Here is a 17,254-nt window from a genome sequence, read left to right as displayed (position 1 = left end):
GATGTCGCTTGGTCCCTACGCCTCCTTCATCGTGACGTCTTATGCGCTGGTCGCAGCCGTCGTGCTGCTGTTGATCGTCTGGATCGTCGCCGACTATCGCCGCCAGCAGACCCGCCTCAGGGAGATCGAGGCCAGCGGCATCACCCGCCGCTCCGGCCGCAGCGCGGCGGACATCAGATGAGCGAGCAGGCGACCGACAGCCCGCCGCAAGCCCGCCGCCTGCTGGTGGTGCTACCGCTGCTGATCTTCCTGGGGCTGGCAGCCCTGTTCCTGCTGCGGCTCTACGGCGGCGATCCCTCGAAAATTCCGTCGGCGCTGATCGGCCGGCCGGCGCCGCAGACCGCGCTGCCGGCGCTCGACGGGCTGGTGAAGGACGGCGCACCGGTCCCCGGTCTCGATCCCGCCGCGTTCAAGGGCAAGGTCTCGGTCGTTAACGTCTGGGCGTCGTGGTGCGTGCCCTGCCATGACGAGGCCCCGCTGCTGACCGAGCTCGGCCGCGACAAGCGCTTCCAGATCATCGGCATCAACTACAAGGACTCGCCCGAGAACGCGCGACGCTTCCTCGGCCGCTACGGCAACCCGTTCGGCATCGTCGGTGTCGACGGCAACGGCCGCGCCTCGATCGAATGGGGCGTCTACGGCGTGCCCGAGACTTTCCTGGTCGGACGCGAGGGCACGATCGTCTACAAGCTGGTCGGGCCGGTCACCCCTGACAACGTCAACACCGTGCTGAAGGCCGAGATCGAGAAGGCGCTGCACGCCGGACAGTAAGCGCATCGTCATTCAGCGATGCTGTGAACCGCTGGTGAATGACGAGGAGAAATACCTGCGGCAAAATACTTCGTCGCATTTATCCGCGGTTCATTTCGCGGCCACGGCAACGCCACGAACGCAACCCCAACTCAGCAGCGTTGACATCAACGTTCCTCTGGAGGGGACATATGCGCAAGACCACGCTCGCTTCACTTCTCACCACCGCGCTCACGCTCGGCATGCTGACGGCGACGCCGTCGATGGCCCAGAGCGTTCAGCCGGCCACGCCCGCCACCAAGTCGGACGTCAACAAGATGGCTCCCGCGCCGAAGGCTGTGACGCCCGACGCCAAGACGACCGGGATGGCCAAGGACGACCTGCTCGACGTCAACAGCGCCACCGCCGACCAGCTCGACGCGCTGCCCGGCGTCGGCAAGACCTATTCGGCCGCGATCATCAAGGGCCGTCCCTACAAGGGCAAGGATGAACTGGTGCAGAAGCAGATCCTGCCGCAGGCGACCTACGACAAGATCAAGGACAAGATCATCGCCAAGCAGAAGAGCTGAACGCTGAACAGTTGATCTCCGAGACCTCGAACGCAGCGCGGCGCAATCGCCCGCGCTGCGTTTCGATCTACTTCCGCAGGTCGCCGGCGTCCGCTTCGCTGGTTTCCAGCGAGACCGGCTCGAGGTGATAGCGCTTGGTCAGCGGCATCTGCGCGATGGCGAAGATCATGGTCAGCGGCGTCACGCCGAACACCTTGAAGTTCACCCAGAAATCCGTGGTCTGGGTGCGCCAGACGATCTCGTTGAGAACAGCCATGCCGGCGAAGAACAGCGCCCAGCGCATGGTGAGGATGCGCCAGCCCTGCGGCGTCAAATTGAACATCTGGTCGAACATCACGGCGATGAAGGAGCGGCCGAACAGCAGCCCGCCGCCGAGCACCGCTGCGAACAGGCCGTAGATGATGGTCGGCTTGACCTTGATGAAGGTCTCGTCGTGCAGCACCAGCGTCAGGGTGCCGAACACCAGCACGATCGCGCCGGTCACCAGCGCCATGATCGGCACATGCCTGGTCACCACATAGGATGCGATCATCGCCGCGACGATCGCGACCATGAAAGCACCGGTCGCGACGAACAGATGGTACTTGGCGTTCGCCACGAAGAACACGAGCAGCGGCCCGAGTTCGGTCGCAAGCTTGAACAGCGGATGCGGCTGGGTCTTGTCCATCAATCTAGTTCTCGATCCCGGCAATCGCCTTGGCAAAATCCTTCGCCGTGAAGGGCGCGAGGTCCTCGACGCCTTCGCCGACGCCGATGAAATGCACCGGCAGTCTGTGCTTCTCCGATAGCGCGACCAGGATGCCGCCGCGCGCGGTGCCGTCAAGCTTGGTCATCACGAGGCCGGTCACGCCAGCCGTACGATGAAACGCCTCGACCTGCGACAGCGCATTTTGTCCCACCGTGGCGTCGAGCACGAGCAGCACCGCGTGCGGCGCCGAGGCATCGACCTTCTTGATCACGCGCACGACCTTCTCGAGCTCGTTCATCAACTCGGACTTGTTCTGCAGCCGGCCGGCAGTGTCGATCAAGAGCACGTCGCGCCCCTGCTCCTTGGCCGCGGTCAGCGCGCTGAAGGCAAGGCTCGCGGAATCGGAGCCCTGGGCACCGGCAATGACCGGCGACTTGGTGCGCTCGCCCCAGACCTTGAGCTGCTCGATCGCCGCGGCGCGGAAGGTGTCGCCGGCGGCGAGCATCACCTTGCGGCCCTCGGCGGCGAATTTCGCCGACAGCTTGCCGATCGTCGTGGTCTTGCCGGAGCCGTTGACCCCGACCACCAGGATGACGAACGGCTGCTTCGAGCCATCGATCTCGAGCGGCTTCGCCACCGGCGCCAGCACCTTCTCGACCTCGGTCGCAACCACGTCCTTGACCTCGTCGGCGGAGATCGCCTTGTCGTAGCGGCCCTTGCCGACCGCCTCCGCGATGCGGACCGCGACATCGGTCCCGAGATCGGCGCGCAGCAGCACATCCTCGATGTCATCGAGCATGGCCGAATCGAGCTTGCGCTTGGTGACGAGGTCGGCAACCGCGGTCCCGATCGAACTCGAGGTCCGCTTCAGGCCGCCTTTCAGCCGCTGCCACCAGCTCTGTTTGGGAGTTCCCGCAGTGGTATCGTTCATGGCGCGGACGTGTTAGCCGTTTCGGCTCACAAACGAAAGTCTCGACGAATTGATCGATGTTCACCAATTGACCGCGGAAGAAATCCTTGCGCGGGTGCTCCACCGCGACGGGCTGATGCTGGTGATCGACAAGCCGGCCGGCCTGCCGGTGCATCGCGGCCCCAAGGGCGGCCCCAATCTGGAGGCCTCGTTCGACGCGCTGCGGTTCGGGCTGCCACGACCGCCGGTGCTGGCGCATCGGCTCGACAAGGACACCTCCGGCTGCCTCGTCCTGGGACGCCACCGCAAGGCGACCGCCTCGCTCGGGCTGTTGTTCAAGCACAGCAAGATTGCGAAGACCTATTGGACCGTGGTCGAGGGCGGCCCCCACCGAGGACGAAGGCACCATCGACATGCCGCTCGGCCGGCTCAACGCCGAGCGCGGCTGGTGGCAGAAGCCGGACCCGGACGGCCAGAAGGCGATCACGAACTGGAAGGTGCTGGGGCGCGGCGATGGTCTCGCCTGGCTCGCGATGGAGCCGGTCACCGGCCGCACCCATCAGCTGCGGGTGCATTCCTCGGCGATGGGCTGGCCGATCGTCGGCGACAATATCTATGGCAACGGCCCGCGTTTCGGCGAGCCGACCCTGCATCTGCATTCCCGCGAGATCGGCATCCCGATCTCCCGCAACAAGGACCCGGTGCATGTCGTCGCGCCGGCGCCCGAACATATGCAGGCGCGGCTCAAGGCCTGCGGCTGGAACGGGCAATGACCACCGTGATTTTACGGACCATTATCCTTTACGGAACATTCAGCCCGATCCGCTAGTCCTGCAGGCGGCTTAGAAAAAGCGCGCCGCGACGGGCTCAGGACGAGCAATGCTGAATGATGGGCAAGCAATTGTCGACGAGGTCGAGGCTGCGATACGCGCCGGCTCCGCCGCGAAATGCATCACCACGGCCAAGCGCGTCACCAGCCTCTTCCTCGCATCCGCCGGCAGCTTCAACAGCGAGCAGGTCGAGCTGTTCGACAACGTGCTCGATCGCCTGGTGAAGACCATCGAGTTGCGCGCGCTCGCCGACATCAGCGCCCGGATGGCGCTCACCGACATCAGCGAGCAGCTCGCGCCGATCGCCCAGGCCCCGCCCGCGCTCATTCGCCGTCTCGCGAGCAATGAGGAGATCAGGATCGCCCGGCCGGTCCTGCAGGAATCCTCGCGGCTCGGCGCGGACGACCTGGTCGAGATCGCGCGGACCAAGAGCGAGCAGCATCTGCTCGCCGTCGCCGGCCGCTGGTGGTTGAAGGAAGTCGTCACCGACGCGCTGTTGGCCCGCAGCTTTGCCAGCGTCAGTCATCGTCTCGTCACCAATCCCGGCGCCAAGCTGTCGCCGGGCGGCTTTGCGGTCATCCTGGCGCAGGCCGAGCACGATCCCGTGCTCGCGGTGCAGACCGGCGTCCGCGCCGACCTGCCCTCGGAGCTCCGCCTTCAACTGCTGCGCGATGCAACCGAAGAGGTTCGCGGTCGTTTGCTGGAACGCGCCCCGCCCTATCTGTTCGAGGAGATCCGGAACGCGATCGCCGCGGTCGCAGCCGGCGTCGAGCGCGACATGTCGCAGGTGCGCGATTTCACCGCGGCGAAGCGCCACATCGCGAAGCTCAGGGATGGCGGCGATCTCAACGAGGCCGCCCTGCTCGGCTTCGCCAGACAGCGAAGATATGAGGAGACCATCGTTGCGCTGGCGGAGCTTGCGCCGTCGAGCATCGAGGTGATCCGCTCGCTGATGCAGAGCCTGCGCAGTGAAGGCCTGCTGGTACCGTGCCGCGCCGCGGGCCTGAGTTGGGAGACCACCGCCGCGGTGATGGAATGCCGCTACACGACCGGCTCCATGGGACTGGTCGAGCTCGCCAAAGCCAAGAGCCAGTTCACGAAACTGACCCGCGAAAATGCCGATCGCCTGCTGCGGTTCTGGCAAGTCCGCGGCGCACACCCTCCGAAGCCCGGCGGACGCGCGCATTGAAGGCGTCGCGCGCGAGGGCGCGACTTGATTTCGATTCAACCTGTCAGACAGGGTATTGGGTGTCATTACCCGAAAGCGGGTGATCCAGTATTCCAGAGACAGGGGTACCGAGCCGAGCGGCCGCGGCGCACTCGGAGACGGCAGCACCCCAGCATTCCGCGCCGTCGTACCGGAACGACGATGCGCGGAAGTGCAGCCGCAGTCACGACGTGATCAAAGGCGCGCGATGCAACCAAGTGTTGGTTTGCAGCTGGTCGAGGACGAAGCTCGCGACGTCGTCGCGCGATACGGTTCCGCCATGGAAGCCGGAGAGATCCGTCAGAGCGCGAACCGAACCACTGCCGGGCTTGTTGTTCAGGACGGAGGGAACGCACCAGAACCCAATCGAGGCCGCTGTCCCTGACAATGGCTTCCTGGCGGTTCTTGTCGGCGTACACGTTCTTCAGCAGCAGCGGGAAGATCGCCTTGTCGAACAGGAAGCCGCCGTGCCCGGCACTATCGCCGGCACCAATGCCCGTAATGAGAACCAAGCGAGACACCCGCTCGGCTTTCATCGCCTTGACGAGCGCACGTGTCGCGGTCGAGAGCAGCGTCACCTCGCCGAATGGGCTCGCCGGCGTGCCGAGCGCGCTGATCACGGCGTCCTGGTCCTTGAGCGCGGCGCGCAACACGGCTTCATCGCGAGCGTCTCCGATGACCAGCCTGGCACCTTCGAGATGACGCGCTTTGTCGGGCGATCGCACCAGTGCGGTGACCTCGTGACCGCGGGCTTGCGCCCGGCCGACGATCCGGCGTCCGGTGCCGCCGGTCGCGCCGAGCACCAGTATTTTCGAGGGGGAAGTCTTTGGGCTGTCGTTGATGGGATTGTTCATGGCTGCCTCCGTGGCTGACGGGACGCCTCCAGTGAGGCTGTCCCGCCGTTGAATGACTGGCGATGATCAGAGCTTGCCCTCCGCGAGCAGTTCGCGGGTCCGCTTCAGCGTCGAGAGCAGCGCGGCCTTGTAGCCCTTGTCGCCGTCGAACTGCGTCTGCTCGGCCTGCTCTTCCGGACCGAAGGGCTGCTTCCCGCGCAACCCGATGTAGCAATAGAACCGCAGCTGCAACGCGCCGGTCTCGTCCTCGAACACCTCGTTGACGATGGCGCCTTCGCGCGGGCCTGCGGCCTGGAAGAAGGTGACCTTCTTCTCGGGTTCGAAGACGACGATCTCGCGCAGGTCATCGCCGGCGATGGTCGCTTCACGCACAATGTGCGTCGCGCTTTCCTCCACGACTTCGCAGCGGGTGCAGAGATTGGGCGGCAGAAACAGCCGAGCGTCCATCGCCTTGCGAACCAGCCCGGTCCAGATCTGGGCGCGGGTCAGCGGAGTCACGTCCCCCGGATTCACCGGGACGGTGGCAGTCGAATGGATCATGGCCTCATCCTTGATTGTCGTGATGGGGTGGTGTCGCCGCCCTCAGGCGGCGGCCGTGATCTCGGCAACGAAGTCGCGATACGATCGCAGCGGCCGGCCGAGCAGCGTGGTCAGACGCTCGACGTCGCCAGCCTCGGGCAGCATCCCGTCCGTGAGGAAGCGCTCGCTCATCAACCGCATGTCGAACGCCATCCAGCTCGGCATGAACTGCCGGAGGTTCTTCTCGAAAGCGGCGGTATCGTCGCCGGGATAGGCGATCGTTCGACCGAGCACGTCCGACCAGATGGCGGCGGCCTTCGCGCCGGTCAGCGTGTCGGGACCGACCAGGTTGATCCGGTCGAGCGGCGTATTGGAGGCCTCGCGGCGGATGAGCTCGATGGCGGCGATCTCGCCGATGTCGCGCGCATCGATCATGGCGAGACCCTTGCTGCCGATCGGCATCGGGTAGACGCCATATCCGGTCACCACGTCCTTGATCGTGAGCTCGTTGCTCATGAAGTAAGCGGGGCGCAGGATCGTGGCGTTGAAGCCCATCTGCTCGATCATCCGCTCGATGCCGAACTTGCCGGCGAAGTGCGGCACATTCACGTAGACGTCGCTGTGGATCACCGAGAGATAGACGAGCCGCTCGACTCCCGCCTCGCGCGCCACGTTGAGCGCAATCAGCGCCTGGGTGAATTCGTCAGGCACCACGGCGTTGAGCAGAAACAGCGTCGAGATACCCGCGAATGCGCCGCGCAGCGAGTCGACGTCGAGCAGGTCGCCCTTCGCGGCGGCGACGCCGGCCGGGAGGCTTGCCTTGGCCGGGTCGCGCACCAGGGCGCGCACGTCGGCGCCGCGCTTGACGAGGTGTTCGACGACGCTGCGGCCGACCGTTCCGGTGGCACCGGTCACGAGGATGGTCATTGGGTCACTCCAGTTGGGGGTTGGTCAGCACCCCGGAAATTAGTGATCCACATTCGGATCGATAGACGCTATGTTTGGACAGACCGTCCCACTGGTGGAACACATGGATCTGCTCGCGCTCGCCGATTTCAATCTGGTCGCCCGCCACGGCGGGTTCGGAAAGGCCGCCCGGGCCTCCGGACGCCCGAAGGCCACCCTGTCCCGCCGGGTCTCCGAGCTGGAGAGCAGCCTCGACTTGCGCCTGTTCGAGCGGGGAACGCACGCATTGAAGCTCACCGAGGAGGGACGCGCGCTTCATGAACGGAGCGGCGCCTTGCTCGCGGAGCTCGACGAGACCGCCTCCGCGATCGCCTCCGGCGCGGACAAGCCGCGGGGCAGGTTGCGGATCAGTGCACCTTTGCTGTTTTCGCAGACCGCGATGGGCAAGCTGGCGGCCGCGTTCGCGCTGAAATATCCCGAGGTGCGGCTCGAGATCACCACGGAAGACCGCGCCGTCGACATGATCGAGGAAGGCTACGACCTCGTGATCCGGGTCAATCCGGACCCGGACGAAAGCCTCGTCGGACGGATATTTATGCGCGATCGGCTGGTGGTCGTGGCGAGCCCCGCTCTCGTCCGTCCGACGGCGGATGTCGCTGTTCCGACCGTGGCGCGCGGGGTAAGCGACCTGGACGCCAGCTGGGACGCGGTGGCGCAGGGACGCAATCTGCGGATCAAGACCAGACCGGCGCTTCGCCTGTCGTCTCTCATCATGGTCCGCGATGCGGTGCGCGCAGGCGTTGGCGCTGCGCGGCTTCCCATCTCGCTCGTCAGCCGTGACCTGGCCGCCGGCAAGCTCGTCCACTGGGGCGACGTCGACGGACCGGACATCGCGCTCTGGACGCTGTATCCCTCACGCCGGCTGTTGAGCGCTCGGGTCTCCGCATTCCTTGAGTTTCTGAAGCAAGCCTTCCCCTCGGGGACCCCCGAGGAGCTAGCGGCTTTCATCGACTGAACAGATGGTCATTACTCCTGATCGGTCGTGTCGCGGCGCACCCCGACGAGACGTGCACCGTCATGGCCGGTCACGGCGAGCCGGCGCACCATGCCCGCCACGTCATCGTCGATCGCGACCGGCAGGAAATGTTCGGTGCGGCCCTGCGTGTCGCTCTCGATCAGCACCTCGCGTACGGCGCCGATCTCCGCCGCAAGCCGCCGCGCCAGCGCGGCGTCGCCGGCCGCGCGCAGCCGCTTGGCGCGCTCCCGGATCGTGCCGCCTGGGACCTGCGGCATCCGTGCGGCGGGCGTGCCCGGACGTGGCGAATAGGGAAACACGTGCAGGAAGGTGAGATCGCATTCGTCGACCAGGTCGAGCGAGCGCGAAAACATCTCGTCGGACTCGGTCGGAAAGCCCGCGATGATGTCGGCGCCGAAGGCGATGTCCGGCCGCAGCCGGCGAACCTGCGCGCAGAAATCGATCGCGTCCTTTCGTGAATGCCGGCGCTTCATCCGCTTCAGGATCATGTCGTCGCCGGATTGCAGCGACAGATGCAGATGCGGCATCAGCCGTGCGTCGTTGGCGATGACATCGAGCAGATCACGATCGGCCTCGACCGAATCGATCGACGAGATGCGCAGCCGCTTCAGCTCCGGCACGTGGCGCAGGATCTGCCGGGTCAACTGGCCGAGCTTCGGCGCGCCAGGCAGGTCGGCGCCATAGCTCGTGAGATCGACGCCGGTCAGCACGATCTCGGCATGGCCGCGCTCGACCAGCGCACGGACCTGATCGACCACCGCGCCCATCGGCACCGAGCGCGAATTGCCGCGGCCATAGGGGATGATGCAGAAGGTGCAGCGATGGTCGCAGCCGTTCTGCACCTGCACGAACACCCGCGGCAGGCCGCGCGCAAAGCCGTCGAGCAGGTGCGGCGCCATTTCCGTCACCGCCATGATGTCGGCGACCGCGATCTTCTCGCTGGCGCCGAGATCGAACGCGGCGCGTGTCGCGCGCCAGGCGTCACCGCGCGTCTTCTCGTCATTGCCGACGACGCGGTCGACCTCGGCCATGTCGGCGAACATCCGGCTTTGCGTCTGCGCCGCGCAGCCGGTGACCACGATGCGCGCCGTGGGCCGCTCGCGCTTCAGCTTGCGGATCGACTGCCGGGCCTGCGCCACCGCCTCATTGGTGACGGCGCAGCTGTTGATGACGATGGTGTCGGAAAGTCCCGCCTGTTCCGCCTCGCGGCGGATCACCTCGGATTCGAATGCGTTGAGGCGGCAGCCAAAGGTGACGACGTCGACGCCCATAGTTCTTCGTTTGAGCATGATCTCTTCGGAAAACCGGTTTCCACTTTTCCGGATCATGCTCTAAGCGACGCTGGCGAACAGCGCCGGATCGAAGCGGCCCTCATATTCGAAATCGGCGGTGCCGGTCATCAGCACGTGATCGTCGCGCTCGCGCCACTCGATGCCGAGCTTGCCGCCAGGTAGCGTGATCTCGACGACCCGATTGGCGCGCTTCAGCCGCGCCGCGGCGACCGCCGTGGCGCAGGCCGCCGAGCCACAGGCCCTGGTGAGGCCGGCGCCGCGCTCCCAGGTGCGGATCGTGATGTGGTCGCGATCGACGATATGGGCGAGCGTGATGTTGGCTCGCTCCGGGAAGATCGGATGGTTCTCCAGCAGCGGGCCGAAACGTTCGAGGTCGTAAGCATTGACGTCATCGACCCAGAACACCGCATGCGGATTGCCCATCGAGACCACCGAGGGCGAATGCAGCACCGGATTGTCGATCGGCCCGACCTGCAGCTCGATGTAGCGGGTATCGCGAAATTCCTCAGCCAGCGGAATGTCCTGCCAGCCGAACTTCGGCGCGCCCATGTCGACGGTGTAAAGATCGGGCGCCGGGCCCTGCCAGCAATTGAGCAGCCCGGCGCGGGTCTGGAACGTCGCTGTGGTCTGGCCGGTCTTCTCGAAGATCCGCCGCACCACGCAGCGCATGCCGTTGCCGCAGGCCCCGGCCTCCGAGCCGTCATTGTTGTAGATCGTGATGTACGCTTCGGTACCGTCGAGCCGCGGCGGCTGCAGCACCATCAGCTGGTCATAGGGCGCCCCGGCCGGCAACGCCACCGCGCGCGCCTCCGCCGCCGAGACGACTGCCCGACCTGGTGCCTCTAAATCGCGCAGGTCGACGACGACGATCTCGTTGCCGATGCCGTTCATCTTGGCGAATGCGTGATTGGCGAGCGCGCTCATCGATTTTCCCAAATTCTGCCCGGTTATATGGCGAGTGAAGGCCAGTTAGCCAGCCTGAATAGCCCCATGACACATCTGTCATGGGACGAATGCAGAACTTGCGTGTTAGGACTAGCGCACCTCGCGGACCGCGCGCCGGGACAATCGAGCGGCCGTCTGAGGACGGGGATGGAGAAGACCGAATGAACCGTATCAACACGCTCCGCGCGGCCGTGCTCGCGCTGCTCCCTTTGACCGCTATCGCACTGGCAAGCCCGGCACCTGCCCAGTCCCCGGCGGCCTCGCCCGCCCCGGCGGCAAGCCCGAGCCCGATGCCCACCCCAGCGCCATCGGCAACGCCGGTGCCCCCGCCGGCCGAGACCAAGTCGCCCGCCGACAGCCCGGCCGCGTCGCAATCCCCCACACCGCCGCCGGCCGCCCCGGTGCAGACCGCCGATCCGTTCGGCGAGCCGTTCACGCTGGAGCCGAAGAAAGTTGTCATGCTGAAGGGCACGGCCAACTGGGATTCCGCGTTCGACGCATTGATCGAGGCGTTCAAGCAGCTCACCGCCCTGCTCGACAAGGATGGTGTCAAGGCCGCGGGCAATCCGATGATCGTCTACACCTCGACCGACGACACCGGCTTCACCTTCATCGCCGAAGTCCCGGTCGACCAGGACCTGAAGAACCTCGGCAAGAACATCAGCATGGGCAATTCGCCGGACGGCAAGGCGCTGAAATTCGTCCATCGCGGGTCCTACGACAACATGGACAACACCTATGAGGCGATCACCAATCACCTCGACGACAAGAAGCTCGAAGCCAAGGACACCTTCATCGAGGAATACATCACCGATCCCTTGAAGACCGCCGAAGACAAGCTTGTGATCAACGTCTACGTCCCCCTGAAGTGAGCCAGATGACCTATCGCCTCCCCCTCGGCCTTCCTTGCGCTGCCACCCTGATTGCGACCACGCTGCTGGCTGCGCCGGCATTCGCCGACAACGACTTTCCGCCGGCGATCTCGGTCACCGGCGAGGCGACCGTGTCGGCGGCGCCCGACCAGGCGCAACTCGACGCGGGCGTCACCACCGACGGCAAGACCGCACGCGAGGCCACCGAAGCCAACAATGTGACGATGGGCAAGGTGCTGGCGGCGCTGAAGGGCGCAGGGATCGCGGAGAAGGATTATCAGACCTCGCGGCTGTCGCTGCAGCCGCAATTCGCCAACCGCACGCCGTCGTCGACCAACGCGCCGCCCAGCATCGTCGGCTATCACGCCAGCAATCGCGTCACGATCCGGCTGAACGATGTCAGCAAGGTCGCCGGTGTGATCGACGTGCTGGTGGGTGCCGGCGCCAATGATATCGGCGGGCTGAACTTCTCGGTGACGCAGGCCTCGAAGCTGCTCGACGAAGCGCGTGAGAAGGCGGTCGCCGACGCCCGCCGCAAGGCGGAAATCTACGCCAAGGCCGCCGGTGTCACGCTCGGCGCGCCGTTGAACATCGCGGAGGTCGGCTCGGCGCCGGTGCCGGTGTTCCGTGCCAAGATGGCCACCGCAGGCTTTGCCGCACCGACGCCGGTGGCGCAGGGCGAGGAAACGCTGACGGTCAATGTCAGCGTCTCCTGGGCGATCAAGGAGAAGTAGAGCCACAGGCGTAGCCCGGATGGAGCGAAGCGCAATCCGGGGCCGATCTCTCCGCGGATAGTCCCCCCGGATTTCGCTTCGCTCCATCCGGGCTATTCTTCTGCTAGATCTCGAACACCTGCCCCGGCTTCAACGCGACGAATGTCTCCCGCGGCACTTTTGCCGCATCTAACGCCTCGCCCAGCGCGATCGCGGGCGCGTCGATCGCCTCGTCGGTCAACTGGAATGTGCCGTGGTGATGCGCCAGCGCTTGCGCCGCGCCGCAATCGGCCAGCGCCTTCACCGCATCCTCCGGGTTCATGTGCTGGTCCTGCATGAACCAGCGCGGCTCGTAGGCGCCGATCGGCAGGATTGCGAGCCGCAACGGGCCGTGCGCTTCGGCCACCCTGCGGAAATGCCCCCCGTCGCCATAGCCGGAATCGCCGACGATGTAGAGCTTGCCGGCCGGCGTCTCCAGCACAAAGCTCGCCCATAGCGCCTTGTTGCGATCGAACAGGCCGCGCGCCGACCAGTGCCGCGTCGGCACCAGCGTCACCGCAAGACCGCCTCCAAGCTCGACGCGCTGATGCCAGTCGAACGCCTCGGCCTTGATCGCAGCATCGGCCGCGCGCATCGTGACGTCGTTGCCGAGCGGCGTGATCACGCGCGGCGCAAAGGAAGCAGCGAGCTTCGACAACGTCGCGACGTCGAGATGGTCGTAGTGGCCGTGCGACACCAGCACGACGTCGATCTTAGGCAGCTTGTCGAACGCGATGCCGGGATCGTTGTGCCGCTTCGGACCGGCGAAGCTGAACGGCGAGGCGCGCAGCGACCACACCGGGTCGAACAGGATGTTGAGGCCCGCGGTCTGGATCAGCCAACTGGCATGACCGACGAAACAGAACCGGGCCTTGTCGCCATCGACCCGCGGCGGCGGCGTGTCGGCAAAGGGGCTCGGCGCCCATTCCGGCCACTCGGCGCGCTTGCGGCCGCCGCCGAACTGCCAGCGCAGCACCTCGCCAAGCGATTTCGGCGGCGATCCATCCGGATCGAAGAAATGCAGGCCGTCGAAATGATCGGAGACGGGGCCGTCATAGGTTTTCATCAGGGACATCCAGATCGAGGGCACGCCGAGCGCGGCGGCGGCTCCGGTCAAGGTTGCAAGCAGATGGGCAAGCGGGTTCCCAAACAGGAGGCAGGCTCCGGTTATATGGGTGGCCGCCGCGGATTCGGAACCAAGCCAGCAAATCGACGCAATTTCAGTATGTTAATGACTATGTTCGGCAACTCGCGGCGAAACTTTCCTTGACTTTGCCGCCCCGGCAGCGTTTAACGCCGCGACTTTCTCGGAAAGCTCCGTCTTTTCGACCCGCCCACTGGTCCCGGAGGCCAGAGGCCAACGCCCGACAGCGCGATGCGCCCTCGGGCGCGAAAGTGTTTGGACCATCGTCTTGGCACGCCGTCTTGGCACTGTGCCAAGGCGGACTATGTGGTCATCACCCGCGAAAGCGGGTGATCCAGTATTCCAGAGCAGCTCGGATTGAACCGAGAGGCCGCGGCGTACGGGATACCCCGCTTTCGCGGGCTATGACGGGAAGCGAATGTAGCGAGCGCCGACCGGCGCAACGAAGGACAACGGCATTGTTCGACAATCTGTCGGAACGGCTTGGTGGCATTCTCGATCGTCTGACGGGGCGCGGCGCGCTGACCGAAAAGGACGTCGATGCCGCGATGCGCGAGGTGCGCCGCGCGCTGCTCGAGGCCGACGTCGCGCTCGAGGTGGTCCGCAGCTTCATCGACCGGGTCCGCGAGCAGGCGATCGGCGCCACCGTCGTCAAGTCGGTGACCCCCGGCCAGATGGTGGTGAAGATCGTCCATGACGAGCTGGTCGCCACGCTCGGTTCCGACGGCCAGACCATCGATATCAATTCCGTGCCGCCGGTGCCGATCATGATGGTCGGCCTGCAAGGCTCCGGCAAGACCACCACCACCGCGAAGCTGGCCCGCCGCATGGTCCAGCGCGACAAGCGCAAGGTGCTGATGGCCTCGCTCGACGTCTACCGCCCCGCGGCGATGGAGCAGCTCGCGGTGCTCGGCCGCGACCTCGACATTCCGACCCTGCCGATCGTCGCCGGCCAGATGCCGCCACAGATCGCGCGGCGCGCGCTGGAAGCCGGCAAGCTCGGCGGCTACGACGTCGTGCTGCTCGACACCGCCGGCCGCACCACGCTCGACGAAGACATGATGAAGGAGGCGGCCGAGATCAAAGCCGCCGCCAACCCGCATGAAGTGCTGCTGGTCGCCGATAGTCTGACCGGCCAGGACGCGGTCAACCTCGCACGCTCGTTCGACGAGCGCGTCGGTCTCACCGGCATCGTGCTGACCCGCGTCGACGGCGACGGCCGCGGCGGCGCCGCGCTGTCGATGCGCGCGGTCACCGGCAAGCCGATCAAGCTGCTCGGCACCGGCGAAAAGACCGACGCGCTGGAAGACTTCCATCCCAACCGCATCGCCGGCCGCATCCTCGGCATGGGCGACGTCGTTTCGCTGGTCGAGAAGGCCGCTGCGAACATCGACGCCGAGAAGGCCGCGCGCACCGCCGAGCGCATGCGCAAGGGTCAGTTCGACCTCAACGACATGCGCGAGCAGCTGCAGCAGATGGCCAATATGGGCGGCATCGGCGGCCTGATGGGCATGATGCCCGGCATCTCCAAGATGAAGAACCAGATCGCGGCCGCCGGGATTGACGACAAGATCATCAAGCGCCAGGTCGCGATCATCGATTCGATGACGCGGCAGGAGCGCAAGAACCCGGACCTCCTGAAAGCCAGCCGCAAGAAGCGCATCGCGGCCGGCGCCGGCCAGAGCGTCGAGCACGTCAACAAGCTCCTGAAGATGCACCGGAACATGGCCGACATGATGAAGGCGATGGGAAGCGGCAAGCGCGGCCCGCTGGCCGGCATCGCACAGGCGATGGGCTTTGGCGGCGGCATGAAGCCGCCCTCGGCCGAGGAGATGAAGGCGCTGGCCGAGAAGATGCAGGGCGGCGCCGGCGGCGGTCTGCCCAATTTGCCGAAGGATTTGCCCGCAGGGCTGCGCGGCGGCCTGCCGAACGTGCCGGGCCTGACCGGGCTTTCCGGCAAGCCGATGCTGCCGGGGCTCGGCGGCTTCCCGGGCAAGAAGAAATGACCCTCTTTCGTCATTGCGAGGAACGAAGCGACGAAGCAATCCACGCCTCCATGTGCGGGGCTATGGATTGCTTCGCTGCGCTCGCAATGACGGCGTAACTGACCAACACAGACTTCAAACCAACACTTAAGGAGAACTAAATGTCCGTTGTTATCCGCCTCGCTCGCGCAGGCACCAAGAAGCGTCCGGTCTATCACGTCGTCGTCGCCGACTCGCGCTTCCCGCGCGATGGCCGCTTCATCGAGCGTCTCGGCCACTTCAACCCGCTGCTGCCGAAGGACAACGAGGCTCGCCTCAAGCTCGACATGGACAAGGTGAAGGCCTGGCTCGCCAAGGGCGCGCAGCCGTCGGATCGCGTGACCCGCTTCCTCGATGCCGCCGGGGTCAAGAAGCGCACGCCGCGCAACAACCCGGAGAAGGCCGTGCCGCGCAAGGAGCGCAAGGCGCAGGCCGAAGCCGCCGCCAAGGCATAAGCTGAACGGCTGCTGCGGTGGCTGCACCGGTCTGTGTCGCCCGTATCGGCGCTGCGCATGGCGTGCGCGGCGCCGTCCGGCTATGGACCTTCACCGAAGACCCGCTGGCCGTGAAGGATTACGGGCCGCTGATGACCAAGGACGGCACGCGCCAGTTCGAGGTCACGCATGCGCGCGAGGCCAAGGACCATCTGGTGGTGACGCTGAAGGGCGTCGCCACGCGCGATGATGCCGAGCGGCTGAACGGTCTCGAGCTCTACATTCCGCGCGACCGGCTGCCGGCCACCGACGACGGCGAGTACTACCACACCGATTTGATCGGGCTCGCCGCAGTGACGACCGCAGAGCAGCCGCTCGGCAAGGTGATCGCGATCCATAATTTCGGCGCCGGCGACATCATCGAGATCGCCCCGCCGCAGGGCGCGACGATGCTGCTGCCGTTCACCAATGCAGTGGTGCCGACGGTCGACATTGTCGGCGGCCGCGTCGTGATCGAGCTGCCGCAGGAAATCGACGGCGAAGATCCGTCGGCCGCCTGACCTGAAAATACTCTTCAGCCTGTCATCCGGCCCTGTTGCTCGAGCCAGTCGCAGAACACCGCGCTGTGCGGATCGTTGCTGCGGCCCGCCGGGAAGTAAGCGAAGTAGCTGCGCGCCGGCAGGCTGATATCCGGAAACGGCGTCACGAGGCGTCCCGCCGCGAGATCGTCCGCGATCAGCGCGGTCGGTCCCATCGCGACGCCGAGCCCATCGAGCGCGGCCTGGATCGTCAGATAGAAATGATCGAAGGTCAGCGCGGCCTTGGGCTCCAGCGCGGAATGCCCGGCCTCGGTGAGCCAGTCGCGCCACAGCCGCGGCATCGACGTGACATGCAGCAGCGTATGCCTCGCGAGATCCGCGACCTCATGCAGCGGCAGTTGCGCTGCCAGCGATGGACTGCACACCGGCAGTCGCCGCTCCGAGACCAGGAAACGCGACGAGAAGCCGTGAAACGTATCGGGCCCGCCGCGGATCACGACGTCGAAAGTGTCGGGCAGCGCATCCACCGGATCGTTCGACGTGCTCAGGCGCACCTCGATATCGGGATGCTCGGCGCGAAACCGGCTCATCCGCGGCAGCAGCCAGCGCAGGCTGAAAGTCGCGAGCGCATTGACCTGGAGCACCGCCACCGTCGCGTCGCTGCGTCGCGCGCGATGCTGCTGGACGGCCGCCGAGATCCGGTCGAGCGCCGGCGCGAATTCCGCCAGCAGCGCCGCGCCCGCCGGCGTCAGCACCACGCGCCGCACCGACCGCCGGAACAGCGCCGGCGCGCCCAGCCATTCCTCGAGCAGCCGGATCTGCTGGCTGACGGCGCCATGAGTCACGCTGAGCTCGGCGGCGGCTTCCTTGAAGCTGCCGAGCCGCGCGGCGGCTTCGAAGGCGCGCACCGCATTGAGCGGCGGCAGGCTGCGGCGGGGGACGAACATGAATTCCTCCATACCAGATTTTCTAACGCATCGCTG

18 protein-coding genes and 2 pseudogenes are annotated in these 17,254 nt (G+C 66.0%); 11 read left to right on the top strand and 9 right to left on the bottom strand.

The window, feature by feature from the left end; translation table 11 throughout:
- Position 1: 1 nt before the first annotated feature.
- From ccmD to ACVINW_RS12160, 3 genes are all read left to right on the top strand, one after another.
- Entirely contained in the window at positions 2-181 is a 180-nt protein-coding gene (ccmD, locus tag ACVINW_RS12170) for a heme exporter protein CcmD (protein WP_456751510.1), read from the top strand.
- Entirely contained in the window at positions 178-771 is a 594-nt protein-coding gene (locus ACVINW_RS12165; protein ID WP_456751509.1) for a DsbE family thiol:disulfide interchange protein, read from the top strand. Before ccmD ends, ACVINW_RS12165 begins: the two co-directional genes overlap by 4 nt.
- Positions 772-941: 170 nt before the next feature.
- Complete coding sequence (locus tag ACVINW_RS12160; protein WP_456751508.1) at positions 942-1,319, top strand: ComEA family DNA-binding protein; 378 nt, start codon at positions 942-944, stop codon at positions 1,317-1,319.
- A gap of 67 nt (positions 1,320-1,386) precedes the next feature.
- Here the strand turns inward: ACVINW_RS12160 and ACVINW_RS12155 are convergent, their stop codons facing one another.
- A complete protein-coding gene (locus ACVINW_RS12155) occupies positions 1,387-1,986 on the bottom strand; it encodes a septation protein A (RefSeq protein WP_456751507.1) in 600 nt (199 codons plus the stop codon).
- A 4-nt stretch (positions 1,987-1,990) separates the two neighbouring features.
- Entirely contained in the window at positions 1,991-2,938 is a 948-nt protein-coding gene (ftsY, locus tag ACVINW_RS12150) for a signal recognition particle-docking protein FtsY (RefSeq protein ID WP_456751506.1), read from the bottom strand.
- Between the two features lie 49 nt (positions 2,939-2,987).
- Here ftsY and ACVINW_RS12145 point away from each other — a divergent pair.
- Positions 2,988-3,690 (top strand): annotated as a pseudogene (locus tag ACVINW_RS12145) (RluA family pseudouridine synthase).
- Positions 3,691-3,796: 106 nt separating this feature from the next.
- A complete protein-coding gene (locus ACVINW_RS12140) occupies positions 3,797-4,936 on the top strand; it encodes a DUF2336 domain-containing protein (RefSeq protein WP_456751505.1) in 1,140 nt (379 codons plus the stop codon).
- Positions 4,937-5,138: 202 nt separating this feature from the next.
- On the opposite strand, the pseudogene ACVINW_RS12135 reads toward ACVINW_RS12140, so the two are convergent.
- From ACVINW_RS12135 to ACVINW_RS12125, 3 genes and pseudogenes are all read right to left on the bottom strand, one after another.
- Positions 5,139-5,808: pseudogene (locus ACVINW_RS12135) on the bottom strand (NAD(P)-dependent oxidoreductase).
- A gap of 66 nt (positions 5,809-5,874) precedes the next feature.
- The gene (locus ACVINW_RS12130) at positions 5,875-6,348 is read right to left on the bottom strand and encodes an SRPBCC family protein (RefSeq protein WP_456751504.1); all 474 of its coding nucleotides are present in this window, start codon (positions 6,346-6,348) and stop codon (positions 5,875-5,877) included.
- A gap of 42 nt (positions 6,349-6,390) precedes the next feature.
- Positions 6,391-7,254 (bottom strand): SDR family oxidoreductase, encoded by an 864-nt coding sequence (locus ACVINW_RS12125; protein WP_456751503.1) that lies wholly within the window; start codon positions 7,252-7,254, stop codon positions 6,391-6,393.
- 103 nt (positions 7,255-7,357) lie between these two features.
- On the opposite strand from ACVINW_RS12125, the gene ACVINW_RS12120 reads away from it, so the two are divergent.
- Positions 7,358-8,248 (top strand): LysR family transcriptional regulator, encoded by an 891-nt coding sequence (locus ACVINW_RS12120; RefSeq protein WP_456751502.1) that lies wholly within the window; start codon positions 7,358-7,360, stop codon positions 8,246-8,248.
- An 11-nt stretch (positions 8,249-8,259) separates the two neighbouring features.
- On the opposite strand, the gene mtaB is transcribed toward ACVINW_RS12120, so the two are convergent.
- Together mtaB and dapF are read right to left on the bottom strand one after the other, a co-directional pair.
- Entirely contained in the window at positions 8,260-9,540 is a 1,281-nt protein-coding gene (mtaB, locus tag ACVINW_RS12115) for a tRNA (N(6)-L-threonylcarbamoyladenosine(37)-C(2))-methylthiotransferase MtaB (protein WP_456756377.1), read from the bottom strand.
- A gap of 60 nt (positions 9,541-9,600) precedes the next feature.
- Positions 9,601-10,485 (bottom strand): diaminopimelate epimerase, encoded by an 885-nt coding sequence (dapF, locus tag ACVINW_RS12110; protein WP_456751501.1) that lies wholly within the window; start codon positions 10,483-10,485, stop codon positions 9,601-9,603.
- A 182-nt stretch (positions 10,486-10,667) separates the two neighbouring features.
- On the opposite strand from dapF, the gene ACVINW_RS12105 reads away from it, so the two are divergent.
- Together ACVINW_RS12105 and ACVINW_RS12100 are read left to right on the top strand one after the other, a co-directional pair.
- On the top strand, positions 10,668-11,378 hold the full coding sequence (locus ACVINW_RS12105) for a GyrI-like domain-containing protein (RefSeq protein WP_456751500.1): 711 nt from the start codon (positions 10,668-10,670) through the stop codon (positions 11,376-11,378).
- A 5-nt stretch (positions 11,379-11,383) separates the two neighbouring features.
- Complete coding sequence (locus ACVINW_RS12100; protein WP_456751499.1) at positions 11,384-12,112, top strand: SIMPL domain-containing protein; 729 nt, start codon at positions 11,384-11,386, stop codon at positions 12,110-12,112.
- A gap of 103 nt (positions 12,113-12,215) precedes the next feature.
- On the opposite strand, the gene ACVINW_RS12095 is transcribed toward ACVINW_RS12100, so the two are convergent.
- Positions 12,216-13,205: an MBL fold metallo-hydrolase gene (locus ACVINW_RS12095; protein ID WP_456756376.1), complete on the bottom strand. Its 990-nt coding sequence runs from the start codon at positions 13,203-13,205 to the stop codon at positions 12,216-12,218.
- Positions 13,206-13,732: 527 nt separating this feature from the next.
- On the opposite strand from ACVINW_RS12095, the gene ffh reads away from it, so the two are divergent.
- The 3 genes from ffh to rimM all read left to right on the top strand — a co-directional run bounded on the left by ffh (position 13,733) and on the right by rimM (position 16,292).
- On the top strand, positions 13,733-15,280 hold the full coding sequence (ffh, locus tag ACVINW_RS12090; RefSeq protein WP_456751498.1) for a signal recognition particle protein: 1,548 nt from the start codon (positions 13,733-13,735) through the stop codon (positions 15,278-15,280).
- Between the two features lie 140 nt (positions 15,281-15,420).
- Positions 15,421-15,753 (top strand): 30S ribosomal protein S16, encoded by a 333-nt coding sequence (gene rpsP / locus ACVINW_RS12085; RefSeq protein ID WP_139480006.1) that lies wholly within the window; start codon positions 15,421-15,423, stop codon positions 15,751-15,753.
- A 17-nt stretch (positions 15,754-15,770) separates the two neighbouring features.
- Positions 15,771-16,292, top strand: a complete 522-nt coding sequence (rimM, locus tag ACVINW_RS12080) for a ribosome maturation factor RimM (RefSeq protein ID WP_456751497.1) — start codon at positions 15,771-15,773, stop codon at positions 16,290-16,292.
- A 14-nt stretch (positions 16,293-16,306) separates the two neighbouring features.
- Here rimM and gcvA read toward each other — a convergent pair whose 3' ends face one another.
- Positions 16,307-17,218, bottom strand: coding sequence for a transcriptional regulator GcvA (gcvA, locus tag ACVINW_RS12075; RefSeq protein ID WP_456751496.1), 912 nt, complete (start codon positions 17,216-17,218; stop codon positions 16,307-16,309).
- Positions 17,219-17,254: the final 36 nt, after the last annotated feature.

The organism is Bradyrhizobium sp. USDA 4461, from assembly GCF_054055655.1.
The sequence above is the reverse complement of the archived record's forward strand: the minus strand, read 5'-3'. Positions and strand labels throughout refer to the sequence as shown.